The sequence below is a fragment of the Nostoc sp. 'Peltigera membranacea cyanobiont' 232 genome (genome assembly GCF_002245985.1).
Classification (GTDB): Bacteria; Cyanobacteriota; Cyanobacteriia; order Cyanobacteriales; family Nostocaceae; genus Nostoc.
In genome coordinates, this window is record NZ_NOLK01000085.1 from 17062 (window position 1) to 32190 (window position 15129).

The window sequence follows — 15129 nt, forward strand, 5'->3', positions numbered from 1 at the left end:
ACTTAAATCTTATGATTAAAATACAAGAGCAATAAGCTGTCGCGCATTTAAATTGTATAATTTGGAAGCCAAGACCCTTTCATAGCCTAATGAGTGTTAAAAAACTAGGTGCGTGACAGCTTATTAAAGGAGTTAGCCGATGAGTCAGATGCTTAATACAGGAGTACGCTGGACAACTCAGGATGTGGAACTCTTCGCGGAAAATGAAGGGACACGCTACGAGATAGTTGATGGAGAATTATTCATGAGTAGGACACCTCACTTTAAACATCAGCAAACTTGTGGCAAGATTTTTCGACAACTTAACATTTGGTCAGAGTCTACTGGTTTAGGAGAAGCTGTAATCAACCCCGGCGTTTTGTTTTCAGAATCAGATAATGTGATTCCTGATGTAGTTTGGGCTACCAAAGAAACCTTGACGCTAACATTGGATGAAGCGGGACATTTAACTGGCGCACCAGATTTAGTAGTCGAAGTATTGTCTGCTAGTAAGGAAGACCAAAGACGGGATAAGGAAGCTAAACTTAAGCTTTATTCTTCCAGAGGAGTAAAAGAATATTGGATTGCTGATTGGCGATCGCGTCAACTAGAGGTCTATCGACGGGAACAAAATCAACTTAAATTGGTAGAAACCCTATTTAGTAGTGATATTATAATTTCTCCTTTATTACCTGGTTTTAGCTGTACTATAAACCAGTTTTTTCCTGTATAAATTTTAGGTTGAATGGAAAAACAAATCTCAAGTAACGGATTAACTAAAGTCCAGGTACTGATTATGGCGATCGCAGCTGGTGTCTGTGTTGCTAACGTTTATTATAATCAGCCAATCCTCAAAGATATTGCGTCTTCTTTTGGAGTCAGTGAAAGTGAAGCGGGTAGCATATCTGTGCTTACGCAAGTTGGTTACGGTTTTGGGCTTTTCTTTTTAATCCCTTTGGGCGATAAAATTAACAAGAAAAAATTAATTCTTTCCTTACTGGGATGTTTGTTCTGTTTGTTGATGCTCATGACATTTTCACAAAACATCGTCGAAGTTTGGATATTGAGCGTCGCAATTGGGATTGCGACAGTCTCAGCCCAAGTTATTCTTCCCTTAGCAGCAAGTATTGATAGAGTAACTACAGGACAAACTGTAGGCAACATTTTTACTGGTATATTGATTGGAGTTTTAGGAGCCAGGGTTTTTAGTGGATATATTGCTGAATGGTTGGGTTGGCGTTATGTATACGGATTTTCAGCAGTAATGATTTTAATTGTTAGTGGATTGCTAAAAATATATTTACCGAATGTCAAAAATGATTTTAATGGTTATTATTTGGAATTATTGAAATCAACACTTGAACAATTAAAACGTTTTTCATTATTAAGAGAAGCTTCTTTAATTGGTGGGTTATTGTTTGGTGTATTTTGCTCATTTTGGACAACGCTGACTTTTCATTTAAGCGGAGCGCCTTTTAATTTTGAATCTGACACAATTGGGATGTATGGCTTTGTGGCGATCGCAGGTGCATTGATGGCACCAGTTTTTGGTAAACTAGCCGATCGAGGTAACTCGCAACGTTCCTTGACTATTGCTGTATCGCTGGTGATTGTAAGTTTAGTAATTGCTAAAATTGCTTCTAGTTCAGCGATCGCGATCGCTGTTGCCGTACTGTTACTAGATATAGGTGTACAGGCAATTCAAGTCACCAATGTCGCAAGGATATACACTCTTGATGCTCAATCGAATAGTCGCATCAACACAGTTTACATGACTACCTATTTTATCGGTGGTGCTGTCGGTACTAGCATTGGTCTATTATGCTGGAATCTTGGTGGCTGGAATTTAGTGACTTGGCAAATGTTAGTTTTTACTTTGATCGGATTTCTGATTATCGTCAGACCTAAAATAACTCCGGTAAAAACAAATAAATAGTAAATAACCAAACTCTAGTACCGCAAGGCGGAATTCGTAATTCGTAATGACGCTCGAAGACTCGCTACCGCTGCGCTAACGTAATTCGTAATTCAGATTGCGTAAGGGTTCTAGACATTTCCAATGGTTGGTTTATTTCCGCCGTGTTGTACTAGTTTGTGATTAAACGAAATCCTGCAAAAATAAAATCAACTGAAGTTCATATAAAATCTATTAATGTAGTAATAATATAACTTCTCCTCTATTGTCGAGTTTTAGTTGTAATGTACACCAGTTTTTTCTCTATAAATTTTATTTTGGGTAAATATATATACACTCATTCTTTTCCTAAAAAAAGTGTGTATAACTTCCCTTAAAATATCGCCTTGCACCAATAACTAAATTTTCTCCTCATCAAGGCGATATCTATAGACAATCTCAGCTTATATTACGAAAAACTGGCAATTTCAGAGTTGGATTCTGAGTTTGCAGTATTTTGGCTTTTTGCAGACATAATTACTAGGAATTTAGGCAGCGCAAGGCAAGCAACAGTATTTAGCAGGGTCAGGAATATACCATCGATTAAACTCATGTGCGATCGCCCTTATTTCAAAATTGGTGTTTACTATATTTTTAGTTTGAAGTAAAATTCCTACAATTGCTTCAAGGCAGCATTTTGATTTCTTTTATTGGATATAAGCTAACTAAATACATTCTGATAATTTCAATGTGACTTGTAAAATCTCTTTGTTCTCTCTGTGTTCCGCCAGTTGCTACAAGTTGGGGAACCGCAAGGGCGCACTGACTTTGAAAATAGTTGCAGAGACAATTTTGGCAATTGGTACTAAGTGGAAATTAATCCTACTTTCTGAGTAGAGGCGTAATTTGGCAATACTTGATTTAATTTTGCTTCATTGACATGTAGATGATCTGACAACACAGCAGAGATAACATCCCGAAAATCAGTGGTAATAGTCAAGTCTCTACCTTGATAAAGTTGGGCTGTAGATAGACCAGGCCATTCACCATAAACTTTACCACCGCGAATTTTACCGCCCAAAACCCACATAACATTCCCATGACCGTGGTCAGTACCACCGTTATCATTTTGCTTAACTGTACGACCAAACTCGGACATTACGACAATTGTCGTATTCTGGTAAACGCTTCCCAAACCTTTGACTAAAGCTGTCAAACCTGAACCCAATTTTTTTAAGTTTCGAGCTAACTGTCCTTGAGTGCTACCTTGATTGACATGAGTATCCCAACCCCCCAAAGCCATAAATCCTAACTCAATTCTGGGGTCTTTGAGCATTAATTGTGCTAATCGTTGGGCATCGCTGGCGAAGCCATCAGGTGAAGGCGCACCATTATTTGCCATTTTCATTTCATTATCTAGGTCATTCATGATGGCCTGACGCGCCATCCGTCCTTGGCGATAGGTCTGACTTAAGGCATCATTACCGCTATAAAGTTGGTCAAATGCTGCTGCTAATTGAGGACGATCTATTGGCAGAGGTCTGTTAGCATTTCTCCCTGATGCGATGTTAGCTACAGGCATCCGTCCAGAAAAAATCCAGGGTGTTGTTTCTCCGACACTTACTGCCTGGATGGGTGTTTTTTGAGAAATCACCCCTAGTAAACGATTCATCCAACCATCCTGAGTATGTTTGTCACCAGGGGTAGCGTTTTCCATGTATTGTTGAGCATCAAAGTGAGAGCGAGTTGGATCGGGGGAACCACAGGCATGAACAAATGCCAAACTGTTCTGCTGCCAGAAAGGCATCAAAGAAGCTAATGCTGGATGCAAGCCAAAGCGTCCATCTAAATCTATTACTCCCCCTTCCTTCCCTGGTTGGGGGATAGCAATTTGCGGTCGGGCTTGATAGTAAGCTGTCTCTGAGTAAGGAACCACGATGTTTAAACCGTCTACTGCTCCCCGGAGATAAAATTACAATCAAGCGCTTCCGATCGCTATTTGGGGTAGCGGATCTAGCTATCCAAGCATTGCTGCTTACGGCTGAAATTGCAGCAGCTGAAAAAATTCCACTTTGGATTAGGAAGTCACGTCTTTTCATAATTAAAATTACTGAGTTATGGCTATTTCAAATTCGCTTCTGTGTCTCAGCTAGAACTGCTAGAGTATTTTCGAGTCGCGTCTTGATTCTGACCGGAGGTGGAGCGTCTCCGTCTCCGCTCCTGAATTCTGATTTCTGATTTCTGATTTCTGAATTCTTCTTCAAGACTTGACAAGTGTGTAACTAACGATGCATAAATTCTGGACTGCCCAAAATTAAAGCACTATGAATTTGAGGGGAACTAGAAGCGATCGCCTTCTGTGTTTTCATTGACAAAGAATTTCCCAATGTATTGGTTAGTTGCCAAGCATCTACAGTAATATTGGGAGACTTTTGTAAAGGTCTTTGCTCAGTGCCGATTTTCTCCCACTGTTGCAGATTTGTGGGAACAGTTGATAAGGGTAAATTTCCATTAGCGATCGCTGAAGCAAAACTCAGGCGGCGATTCATAGCATCAGGATTTAACCACACATCTGCTGTGTTTTTGTAACCGTCTGGAGTTTGGCAACCATATAGGGGCATTCCCAACTGTTGCAGCAGATTGGAGATTGGTTTTGTATTCTGCACTTCGACACCTGTGGCTCGCACCGCCGAGATAGCGAATTGATAGGGGGTTTTAAACTTGGCATTAAAGTTTTTTGCATCCCAGAATTCCCGGCTGTGGAATAGGGTGTTAAGAAGCTCACGAATATTGCCATCAGTGGCAAGATAACGTTGTGTGAGATTGTTTACTAGAGCAGTTGGAGGAACATCGCTGACAAAATATTGAGCTATCTGATAGCTAATGTGACGTGCAGTCGCCGGACTTCGAGCCAAAATATCTAAAGCTTCCTCCCCTTGGGCTTCACCACCGCTTTTAATTGTGTGTCCCAGGAAAACTTTGTCGCTAAAATCATGACGCTTTGGATTGAAGTAAAATCCGAAAGGATTATCTGTCTGCTGACTGGGACGACTGAAACCCCAACCACTTAAAATCCGCGCCAGAGCAATCACATCTTGCTGAGTATAACCTCCATCTACGCCGAGAGTGTGTAGTTCCATCAGTTCGCGGGCATAGTTCTCATTTAAACCTCGAATATTACCTTGGGCATCGGGGCGGGTGTCAGCTCGATTTTGGAAATTGTCTAGATAAAACTGCATGGCTGGATGACGAGCTGTTGCCCCTAACAGGTCACGAAAGCGACCCAAAGCGTAAGGTCGAATCGCTTGTTGTTCATAAGCTCCTACCCAGAGGCGATCGCGTCCTTTAGCAGCATCCACATTAAAATGGTTATACCAAAAGTCCACCATCACTTCCTGGAGTTGTTGCTGACTGCTAGTTGCCTTTAATAATCGCGCCTGGACTGCCTGATCTAGCACCTGTTTAGCCCATTGGTTGGCAGCTTTTCTTTCTAACTGGGTGGGTTTTTGTCCTGGGGGATTAGTTATACCATGTTCTAAAAGTTCCACCGGATTCAATTGGAGAGTATCTAGCTGCTTTAGTTGGCTGGTGAGATTTTCTGGTTCGGGAATCGATTCGGGTGAAAGTTGCTCCTGAATGTATCGCTCTACACCTATAGATTCCACTCTTTGTACATCTCCCGGACGAGGGCCAAAGCTGAGGCGATTAATTATATGTAATACTTTTGGGTCAACAGTTGTGGAGGCTGCATTACTGGGAGGAATTGACCCCAGCAAGATCAACAGCAACAACACCCAATATTTAGGCTTTACAAGCATAGAGTTAATTGTGCTGTGCTGGAGGATTTTTCTTATACATGCGATCGGCAAATTTCTGCCGTTGCTCTGGGTTCAAAATTTCCCGAATAGCAAGGGTATTTTCAAACTGAATATCAGCAAGCTGCTGCTTCACAAGCTTAATTTGGTTATATTTATCCCGCACTTGCTCTTTAGTAGCTGTCGTCCCTGCTATTAAGTCATGTAATTCCTGTTGCCCTTGACGTATCTCCTGTGATTTTTGGGCTATCTGCTGTTTAGATTGACGACGAATTTCCTTAATCTGTTGTAGTTGCTGGGATGTCAAATTCAAATCTTTAAGCCATCCCCCTGATTTAGCACGATTTGGGCGAGATAGATTTGTGGGAGTTTGGGCAATGACTTGGCGTGAAAGCAAAGTTGGCTTGGCCAGAGCAATAGTGCTACCAAGGGCAATCATTGCCACCGCCAAAATGGAAACACGACGAATTAACATCAAAGCGATCTCCTATTCAGTATCTAAGTCTGTAAAATGCCATACATCACTTTCCAGATGTTCGTTACTGACTGTATCTTGCCAATTGCTTTCAATAAAATTTTGCAATGTAGCAAGTTCAGCTGGACTCGGTTGAACTGGTATAAAGGCACGGTAGCCAACTATAGCAGCTACTAATCCAGCAGCGAGAGCAGGCAAAACTAACCTCAACCTTGAATAGTGGCGTAAGGGTGGCAAAGGGCAAGCTTTTACCTGTTGTAAAATTTGTTGTTCTAAATCAGGTGAAGCTGGCGGAACTTCTGGGCGATGTTGGCACAGAAAATTAATTAGGTCAGAATCATCATCGGGTGGCTGAGTCATAGCTGTACTCCTTGGTTTTGGAGAATTTGACGCATCGCAGCACGAGCATGGAATAGGCGTGATTTGACTGTTCCCAAGGGAATATCTAGGATTTGTGCTACCTCTTTTTGAGGTACTTCTTCCAAATCATGCAAAACCAATATCGTGCGATGGTCAAAACTTAGGTTTGCTAGTCCCCGTTGCACAAGGTCTTGATAATGCAGATTCATTAACTCTGGGGCTTCCTGTTGGGTAGGAGTTTTTTCACTCAGAATCTGTAATTGAGTGCGCCTTTTAACATCTGCCTGTCGCTGGTCGCTAGCCACATTCCAAGCAATTCGGTACAGCCAGGTGGAAAATTTTGCTGTTTGGCGGAACTTGGGCAATCCTTTCCAGGCTTGCAAAAACACTTCCTGCACCACATCATCCAGGCTGGCAGGAGTACAAAGTTTGTAGAGGATTGACCTCACTCTTTGCTGATGGCGACGGTAAAGCTGACCGTAGCTTTGGGTATCACCCCGCAGGCACTGCTCTACTAGATAACTGTCAGATTCGCTTTCTGATTCACCAATCAATTGATTTGCTTTTGAAACCTTGGCTGGCACAACTAACACCTGAGGCATTCTCCTCTATCCGTTTCGTTGCTTGTATTTATTAGACCGGATGAATGGAAAAAAGGTTCAAATAGGTTAGAAGTTTGGGCATAGGCAAAAATTGCTCAAAATGAATTCTCTCAAAGAGCTAAAACGGATAATTTCTGAATATATATAGAAGTACAATCCAGAACAACACCACACAACGAGCAATTAAGAATACGACTAGGATTATTTGGAAGTGTCTCCCCTAATTGAACCTTTTTTGAAAGTAAAAAGTCTAAAGCTATAGATTTCTGGTTCAATCAAAGGTATGTCTTTATGAACATGAAAAGAATTCTTTCATCTTGTTTGTTAGGCGTTTTGCTAACTTCGAGTGTTTTAGCAGAGCGTGCATCTGCTCAAGTAGAAGTAATTTTGGGAAACAATCACCAACATGAATGGCGCGAACGAGAACAAAGGAGGTTAGTATTGCTACGTAGAGAACGGGAAGAACGTGAGCGCCGTGAATGGCTACGTAGAGAACATGATAAACGGGAGTGGCGCTCTAGACATGAGTATGACTATCGATAATCAATCACTCTCAGTTAAGAGATTAGCACTTAATACACTAGCTTGATAAAGAGTAGAAGGGAGGCAGTAACTTCCCTTCTTTTGTGGCATTACAGGAAAAAGCTTTTGTTACCAAATTATCGAGAGCAATAATAGTCAATTGACGAATTAATTCTCTCCAACTGGCATCGCTAATGTAACGCATCTCAAATCCGAAGTGGTGCCTTAGCCGAATGGCATAACGTACCCTACATGTATTTCAAAAATAAAAGCTGAGTCATATAGGAGTTAAAAATTAATATCTATTAGCCTAATAAGTGGCACGATTACAGCCAAAATATACTTTAATTAAAATCATATTAAAGTATATACTTATACTCCTGCCATTTATGTCATCGCCCCTTGAGCGCCCGCTAAAATTTGAAATCAGACTGCCAGACTCCCATCCTCAGTTACTAGAAGGACTAGATATATGGCTGCGTTTAGGTTTGATATCCGATACCCAAGTTAAGGAGCTATGTCGAGAGTTTCTGGTGTGTACGGTGGTGTTGCAACCCCAGTCTGAAGCTAAAACAAAGGTAGTTTTTATAACTCCCGATCCCGTGCAGCAGTTGCCTGTAGCAGCTTTACAATCTAATAGCCGCAGACAAACGCAACAAAAACCAACTGAACCCAACTTTCTCAGTAGAATATTGCAGTCCTTGGGGGCAGAATTGAGTGTCCGGTGGCTGCTTTTTTTAGGGGTATTCCTGGTAGTAGTATCCTCTGGGGTACTGGCTGCGAGCCAGTGGGCAAAGTTTCCTGCTTCTGGACAGTATGGAGTTTTATTTGCTTATACTTTGAGTTTTTGGGGGTTAAGCTTCTGGGCAACTAGGCAAAACAACCTGAGATTGACGGCTCAAACTTTACTGATTGCCACTCTTTTGTTAGTTCCAGTGAACTTTTGGGCAATGGATAGCTTTAAGTTGTGGCAAAATCCTGTGGATTGGATTGTAGTTGCGATCGCCTGGCCTACCCTCACAGCTATAACTGTTTTACTCTCCAAAAATCGGACTATTTTTCCCGATTTACATCCTGGCAAATTACCTCTTGCAAATATTCTGGGGCTGAGTTATCTGCATTGGGGTTGGCAATTAAAAGGATTTCCCTTAATTGCCATTTATGTAGCAACGATCGGCACAACCATCATTAGCATTTATCATCATCTTTACCAACATCAAGGAGATAGAAGCGATCGCCGGCGGTTAAGTATTAACTTACCTGCCTCTGTGATTATTTATGCTCTAGTAGTGCTGCTAGTGCGGGCGATTTTTGTTGCTGGGGTAGATGTAACGCAATTAGGTTTAGCGATCGGCATTTGTGGCTGGTTAGTCACTTGGTTAGCAGAGGAGAGGGGAGAGAGCAGGGAGCAGGCGGCAGGGGGAGCAGAGGATGTAACTGTAATATTCTCCCCATTCCCCTCATCTCTCTTCCTCTGGGAAAAACTTGGTGGTATTCTACTCTTCTTGGGTTGGCTGGTTTCGGTAATAAATTATCCTTGGCAAGCCATAGCTGTCAGTGGTTTGGGTTTATGGTTTCTGGGAAATCGCTTGCAGAGGTACAGTTTAAGACTTGATTTCGCTGCGGTTTTCGTCATCGGCTTACAGACAGTTTGGCTAGGTTGGCGATTAGTACCTGATAGCTTACAGAAATTAGCGATCGCAACTGGCACTCAACTCACAAATTCTCAAAATGAACCCTCGGCTTTGCTGGGTGTAGCTTTATTTCCCTACATAATTTTGATGGTAGCGCTTACAGATAGCCTACATCGCACCCAAAAGCGAGAATTAGCTAAATTTGGCGAACTGCTCACCCTCTTACTTGGAGCTTTTTTAACAACGATCGCCATAGTAAATCCCGCATTGCGATCGCTAAATCTGCTATTTTCCACCATCACTCTGGCATTCATTACTCAACGCCGTTCCCCCTCATCCCTTCCCCTGGTATATCTAACTCACATCATAGGAGTGCTGACATTTTGCTCTACCATTAATTGGCTGGCACCAAACCTGAGTCAACAAGTCTGGGCAAGTATTTTATTAGCTTTGATGGTTGCAGAATGGCGATTTAGCGTAGAAGAAGGACTATGGCAACGTAGTGCATGGGATGTGGGTTTAGGACTAGCCGCCGTTAGTTTTTTCCTATTGTGGATGAACGCAGAATCATCTTGGCATGGTATAGCTGATAGCCAAGCTTATTTGGGAGCCTTATGGCTAGTTACGCCCATAGCTCTCACGGGTGTTGCCAATTGCACAATTATCCAGCGACGGACTACTACCCGCTACTTGAGTGTCTTAGCTGTGGGAGTCGCCCAGCTACTAACTTTACAGCTACCAGGAATTAGATTAATTGGTTTGGCAGTAGGTGCGGGACTGATGTTCGCAAATACACGCTATTTGCGAAACCAAATATCTGCGGTAATTACAGAAGGATTTGCTCTGAGTTTCATAGTAGCGCTGCTGTGGACGGGTGTACCTGGTTTAGCTCGCCTTGCGCTAGGAGGTTGGTTTGTCGTCGGAGCGATCGCAACTCTAAGTCTATGGTTAGCGCGAACAGCTTTGAGCCGACGCGGTAACGAATTAGGAGTTATCTATGCAGCCGCTAGCGATAAATGGGCGATCGCATTGTGTGGTTTTGAGTTATTTAGTTTGACGCTGCACTCAGTGCTGATTTACTCAGGGTTTATTACTTCAGGCTTTTTGTACTTAGCTGCCACTGCGATCGCATTGACAGCCATTATTTATCGCAGTTGGCGAGAACCGACAAATTGGGCATTTTATGGCATCGGTTGGTCTTTGGAATTATTGACTGCCGAGGTGTTGGGATTTGGGGAACGCTCAACTGTTAAAATTGCGTTCGCGGAGCGTGGCTTGCCAATCGCAAATATCGCTTTAGGTTTAATCGCTCAACTTGTCGGCGAGTGGTGGCGACGACGACATCAATTAGAAAAGCTTCCTAGCAGCCTCCACATTTTGCCCTTAATTTATGGTGCATTCAGCGTATTACTGCGTTTGAACACCTTCACCGAGTGGACTGGTTTGTATTCCTTGGGTGTAGCTTTTATTATCATTGGCGTGGGGCGACGGCGCGAGAACTTTAAACCCCTGCTGTACTTAGGAATTATTGGCGTATCCATTTCTGCCTATGAACTTTTGTTCTATCAAATGTCACAAGCTTCAGGAGGAGCATTAGGTGATGGATTAATTGCCATGTCTGCCCTTGGTACCAGTATCATGTATGCTTACCGCATATTGTCGCCAAGGCTAGTCAGCTACTTACGCCTAACTCCCCAAGAACTTAGAGGAATCGCCCATATTCATTGGGTTTGGAGTAGCTGCTTATTAATGGCTGCCATTCCGCTTCCCATTGGAGTTAACCGTTTGGTGGGATTGGCAACAGGGGTATTTTTGATTCGTTATGCCATCTTTCAGGGACGAAATTCGCGCACTTCCCCCAATATCTTGGGAGGAATCACAATAGCCGAAATGTGGGTTTACCTTGGCTTATTAGAGGTAGCCGGCATGAGAGTTTATTGGCGGGAGACAGCAGTAGGAAAATTTTGGGCTGGGCCGTTAGTTCCTTGGAACGGTGCGATCGCCTGTGTGGTAGCCTATTTTCTGTACATTCTACCTTGGGAAAATTGGGGTTGGTCTAAAAAACCTTGGCAGCAAGCCGCCTACATCATTCCACTGATAATTTTATGGGAAACCAGACTGCAAACTTACCCCATTACCTTAGTACTCGCAGCTGGATTTTACATTTTTCTGGCAAAGGTGGGTGAAAATATCCGTTTTACCTATATCAGTGTGGCATTGATTGATTGGGCACTTTACCGTTGGTTTGATTCCTTACGCCTGACTGATATTTTATGGTATATAACACCAATTGGGTTATCACTGCTTTATATTGCTCAAGTCGATACCCAACTCAGACTATCAGAGTACAAAACAGCCCGCCATATTCTGAGAGGATTAGGTAGTGGTTTAATTTGTGGGTGGGCAACTTTATTTCATCAAAATACAGCCTGGATACCTGGAGTTTTCAGCCTCATCGCCATTTTTGCCGGATTAGCTTTGCGAGTGCGAGCTTTTCTCTACATTGGTACAGCCGCTTTTCTAATCACTACAATCTATCAATCGGTAATTTTCAGCTTGCAGTACTCATTTTTAAAATGGATTGTTGGTTTACTAGTCGGAATTTTACTGATTTACATCGCCGCCAACTTTGAAACCCGTCGCGCTCAAATAACTTCCTTAATTCGTAGTGCCATTGATGAATTTCAATCATGGCAATAAAGGCAGAGAGTTTTTAACTGTTTTATAGTCGAAAAATTCGCCCTTGATTTTGGATGATTTTCTATGATAGTCTGCATTTATCTTTTGTAATATACGGTTATTCTATTTAATTGCCGTATTTTGATGTTGATTGTGCTTATTAATTTGCAGTCAAATGCACCCAAAGCCAGAGTAAGCAATAGATAAAAAGGAGTCTAAATATCTATGGTAAGACGTAAACTTGGACGTTCAGAGCTTGAAGTATCACCCCTATGTTTTGGTGGCAACGTATTTGGCTGGACGATTAATGAAGATACTTCATTTAAGATTTTAGACCACTTTATTGCGGCTGGAGGTAATTTTATTGACACTGCTGATGTCTATTCAAAATGGGCTTCTGGGAATCAGGGTGGAGAGTCTGAGACAATTTTAGGGAAATGGCTTAAGCAGCGTGGGAACCGCGAGCAAGTAGTGATTGCAACTAAAGTTGGTAATGATTTAGGTATTAAAGGTAAAGGGCTTTCTCGCAAATATATTCAACAAGCTGTTGAAGACTCATTACAAAGGTTACAAACCGATTATATCGATCTGTATCAATCACATATCGATGATGAAAGCACTCCCCTTGAAGAAACTCTTGAAACCTATGGGGAATTAATTAGTCAGGGGAAAGTGCGTGTAATTGGCGCTTCAAATTATAGTGCATCTCGTCTAGCACAGGCATTGCAGATCAGCCAGCAGCATGGATATCCTCGCTACGAGAGCCTTCAGCCCCGTTATAACTTGTATTCTCGATCCGACTATGAGCAGGATTTACAACTTCTCAGCCAAGAACAGGGAATTGGTGTGATTAACTATTCCTCCCTTGCTAGTGGCTTTCTCTCTGGTAAATATCGCTCAGAACAAGATTTGTCTATTAGTGCCCGTGGTAATTCTGTCAAGCAATATTTAAATGCTCGTGGTTTCCGAATTCTAAAGGCGGTTGATGAAGTAGCAAAAACTTATAATTCTACTCCCACCCAAGTTTCCTTGGCGTGGCTGATTGCGCGTCCCACTATTACTGCTCCTATTGTGAGTGCAACTAATATTGAGCAACTCAACGATATCATTAAAGCTATCGATCTCAAACTCGACCCAGATGCGATCGACCTTCTAAATCAAGCCAGTTCCTAGAACAGTTGGTGCTTTAGCGCTAAAGCGCCAACTGCAAATAGTCCCTAGCATGACTTATTGACGGCAATTATCGCAATGTCCACAACGCCAGTTAGCTGCGTCTTTGTCAAAACCAAAAGCGTTTAACAAAAACTGCCAACGACACTGCTTTGTAGTCAGATATTGATGCATCTGTTTAGCAGCGTGTAATTGTGTCGGTGGCTGATTTCCAGCTTTTTGACTAATGCTGTAATGAAAAGGGTCAAGCCAGTTTAACTGACCGTTGCTGTGAAGTAAAGCCAACGCCGTAGCACCGTCAGGAAATTGTCGAGTTACTGCATTCACTTCTCCGTGCTTTGGTAATTTTTTCACAAGTTGTTGCGCTATTTGTTGTTGCGATCGCATTTGTTCGTGAAAAAACTCCTGTCTTTGCTTATCCCCTGAATCTAACCACCCCGTAGGTTCACTCACCAATGTCAACGCTTCAGCCGGTTTCCCATCCCTTCCAGCCCGGCCAATTTCTTGCACATATTCAGATAGCAGATGTGGTGCGTGAAAATGGGCTACCCACCGGACATTACTTTTATTAATCCCCATACCAAACGCACAGGTACACACCACAAAGGGTATTTTGCCACTTAACCAGCTTGCTTCCACTGCACGGCGTTCAGTTGCACCCAATCCCGCATGATAACTAGCTGTAGCATAACCCATATCTGCTAACCATTGGGCTAAATCTTCGCTATCTCTCCTAGTACGAACGTAAACTAACCCCGATTGTTGAGGTCTATTTTGAATAAACTTTAATAATTGTTGTTTCCGACCTCGTGGTGTCCAAGCGATACGAACACTGGGATGCAAATTAGGACGGTAAGGATTCAAGCGGAAAATCTCTGGTTGCTGTAATTGTAAAACTGTTTGAATAGTTTTTTGGGCTAAGGGGTCAGCAGTCGCGGTAAAAGCGGCGATGCTAATTTTTGTTCCTGGTGGTTTTGATTTTAGCAATGCCGGACGCACCGCCCCTAATCTGCGATAAGCTGGGCGAAAAGTATCACCCCACTGCACTAAACAATGAGCTTCATCTAAAATCAAACCGTTAATTTGCAATTGCGGGTGAGATAATCTTTCCCACACTGGCCCACTCAACAAAGTTTCTGGCGATAAATAAAGTAATCTTAGCTGTTGACGTTCCAAAGCTTGCAGAGTTGCACGGCGTTGAGATGAAGATAATTCACTATGTAAAAGCTGCGCTTTTACATGGCTTTCTCGCAGTTCCTGTACTTGATTTTCCATCAGCGCCACTAAGGGCGAGACTACCAAAGTTAATCCTGTTTGTAGCAATGCAGGAAGTTGAAAACAAATGGATTTTCCGCCACCTGTGGGCATAATAATCAGCGCATCTTTTTGTGCCAATAAACTGCTGACAATTTCTCCCTGTGGCGGACGAAAATCTTCATAACCCCAGATTTTTTGAAAAGCCGCGCGGACTTCTTGCCAAGATTTTGTTGTAGGCTGATTCATAATCAATGCTAGATGCACCCATATCCTTGAACACTGAATATAGCTTCTGCTATCCAACTAATGGTTCAGTAATTTCATCATCTCAGGCTGCAACGCACTGACTATAAGAATGAATTAGAATTAATTACTATATATCAAATAGAAGATTCAGCTATATGAACGAAGAATTAAAACATAAATTTTACATCAGCACCGATCCATCCAAGTTGGATATTCAAATGATTCATGATTTTTTACAAACTTCCTATTGGGCTGAAAAGATCCCATTAGCCACTGTGGAAAAATCAATAAACAATTCTTTATCTTTTGGACTTTATGAAGATAATCAACAAGTTGGCTTTGCAAGAGTCATCACTGACTATGCAACTTCTGCGTTGTTAAAAGATGTTTTTATTCTGGAGCCTTATCCCCGGATTTCTCACCACACCTCTCAAAGCCCGTGCTTGTGCAGGGGAGCAGGGGAGAGAACAAAAATACCAAGTTCTTTCCCCTCTGC

General features: G+C 42.3%; 11 protein-coding genes and 1 pseudogene. 6 read left to right on the forward strand and 6 right to left on the reverse strand.

From position 1 onward, the window contains the following. Nucleotides 1-139: 139 nt before the first annotated feature. Together CDG79_RS24510 and CDG79_RS24515 are read left to right on the forward strand one after the other, a co-directional pair. Nucleotides 140-712: a Uma2 family endonuclease gene (locus tag CDG79_RS24510; RefSeq protein ID WP_094344451.1), complete on the forward strand. Its 573-nt coding sequence runs from the start codon at nucleotides 140-142 to the stop codon at nucleotides 710-712. Nucleotides 713-724: 12 nt separating this feature from the next. Then, the gene (locus CDG79_RS24515) at nucleotides 725-1915 is read left to right on the forward strand and encodes an MFS transporter (RefSeq protein ID WP_094344452.1); all 1191 of its coding nucleotides are present in this window, start codon (nucleotides 725-727) and stop codon (nucleotides 1913-1915) included. 823 nt (nucleotides 1916-2738) lie between these two features. Here the strand turns inward: CDG79_RS24515 and CDG79_RS24520 are convergent. From CDG79_RS24520 to CDG79_RS24540, 5 genes are all read right to left on the reverse strand, one after another. Further along, the gene (locus CDG79_RS24520; protein WP_262985826.1) at nucleotides 2739-3809 is read right to left on the reverse strand and encodes a DUF1501 domain-containing protein; all 1071 of its coding nucleotides are present in this window, start codon (nucleotides 3807-3809) and stop codon (nucleotides 2739-2741) included. A gap of 346 nt (nucleotides 3810-4155) precedes the next feature. Continuing rightward, nucleotides 4156-5691: a DUF1800 domain-containing protein gene (locus tag CDG79_RS24525; RefSeq protein WP_094344453.1), complete on the reverse strand. Its 1536-nt coding sequence runs from the start codon at nucleotides 5689-5691 to the stop codon at nucleotides 4156-4158. Nucleotides 5692-5695: 4 nt separating this feature from the next. Continuing rightward, nucleotides 5696-6163 carry a Spy/CpxP family protein refolding chaperone gene (locus tag CDG79_RS24530; protein WP_094344454.1) on the reverse strand — a complete coding sequence of 156 codons (468 nt, stop codon included), beginning with the start codon at nucleotides 6161-6163 and terminating at the stop codon, nucleotides 5696-5698. A gap of 12 nt (nucleotides 6164-6175) precedes the next feature. After that, nucleotides 6176-6523 (reverse strand): hypothetical protein, encoded by a 348-nt coding sequence (locus tag CDG79_RS24535; protein ID WP_094344455.1) that lies wholly within the window; start codon nucleotides 6521-6523, stop codon nucleotides 6176-6178. Continuing rightward, complete coding sequence (locus CDG79_RS24540; RefSeq protein WP_094344456.1) at nucleotides 6520-7125, reverse strand: sigma-70 family RNA polymerase sigma factor; 606 nt, start codon at nucleotides 7123-7125, stop codon at nucleotides 6520-6522. The genes CDG79_RS24535 and CDG79_RS24540 overlap by 4 nt, the downstream gene beginning before the upstream one ends. Nucleotides 7126-7416: 291 nt before the next feature. Between CDG79_RS24540 and CDG79_RS24545 the strand changes: the two genes are divergently transcribed. From CDG79_RS24545 to CDG79_RS24555, 3 genes are all read left to right on the forward strand, one after another. Next, nucleotides 7417-7668, forward strand: a complete 252-nt coding sequence (locus tag CDG79_RS24545; RefSeq protein WP_143855571.1) for a hypothetical protein — start codon at nucleotides 7417-7419, stop codon at nucleotides 7666-7668. 368 nt (nucleotides 7669-8036) lie between these two features. Continuing rightward, entirely contained in the window at nucleotides 8037-11981 is a 3945-nt protein-coding gene (locus tag CDG79_RS24550; protein ID WP_094344458.1) for a DUF2157 domain-containing protein, read from the forward strand. Between the two features lie 204 nt (nucleotides 11982-12185). Then, nucleotides 12186-13133 (forward strand): aldo/keto reductase, encoded by a 948-nt coding sequence (locus CDG79_RS24555; RefSeq protein WP_094344459.1) that lies wholly within the window; start codon nucleotides 12186-12188, stop codon nucleotides 13131-13133. A 54-nt stretch (nucleotides 13134-13187) separates the two neighbouring features. Here the strand turns inward: CDG79_RS24555 and CDG79_RS24560 are convergent, their stop codons facing one another. After that, nucleotides 13188-14633: a RecQ family ATP-dependent DNA helicase gene (locus CDG79_RS24560; RefSeq protein ID WP_094344460.1), complete on the reverse strand. Its 1446-nt coding sequence runs from the start codon at nucleotides 14631-14633 to the stop codon at nucleotides 13188-13190. A 155-nt stretch (nucleotides 14634-14788) separates the two neighbouring features. On the opposite strand from CDG79_RS24560, the pseudogene CDG79_RS24565 reads away from it, so the two are divergent. Continuing rightward, nucleotides 14789-15129: pseudogene (locus CDG79_RS24565) on the forward strand (hypothetical protein); the annotation flags it as partial.

Coding starts and splice junctions, on each gene's coding strand:
- CDG79_RS24510 (WP_094344451.1), top strand. CDS start 140: ATGAGTCAGATGCTTAATACAGGAGTACGCTGGACAACTCAGGATGTG.
- CDG79_RS24515 (WP_094344452.1), top strand. CDS start 725: ATGGAAAAACAAATCTCAAGTAACGGATTAACTAAAGTCCAGGTACTG.
- CDG79_RS24525 (WP_094344453.1), bottom strand. CDS start 5,691: ATGCTTGTAAAGCCTAAATATTGGGTGTTGTTGCTGTTGATCTTGCTG.
- CDG79_RS24530 (WP_094344454.1), bottom strand. CDS start 6,163: ATGTTAATTCGTCGTGTTTCCATTTTGGCGGTGGCAATGATTGCCCTT.
- CDG79_RS24535 (WP_094344455.1), bottom strand. CDS start 6,523: ATGACTCAGCCACCCGATGATGATTCTGACCTAATTAATTTTCTGTGC.
- CDG79_RS24540 (WP_094344456.1), bottom strand. CDS start 7,125: ATGCCTCAGGTGTTAGTTGTGCCAGCCAAGGTTTCAAAAGCAAATCAA.
- CDG79_RS24545 (WP_143855571.1), top strand. CDS start 7,417: ATGAACATGAAAAGAATTCTTTCATCTTGTTTGTTAGGCGTTTTGCTA.
- CDG79_RS24550 (WP_094344458.1), top strand. CDS start 8,037: ATGTCATCGCCCCTTGAGCGCCCGCTAAAATTTGAAATCAGACTGCCA.
- CDG79_RS24555 (WP_094344459.1), top strand. CDS start 12,186: ATGGTAAGACGTAAACTTGGACGTTCAGAGCTTGAAGTATCACCCCTA.
- CDG79_RS24560 (WP_094344460.1), bottom strand. CDS start 14,633: ATGAATCAGCCTACAACAAAATCTTGGCAAGAAGTCCGCGCGGCTTTT.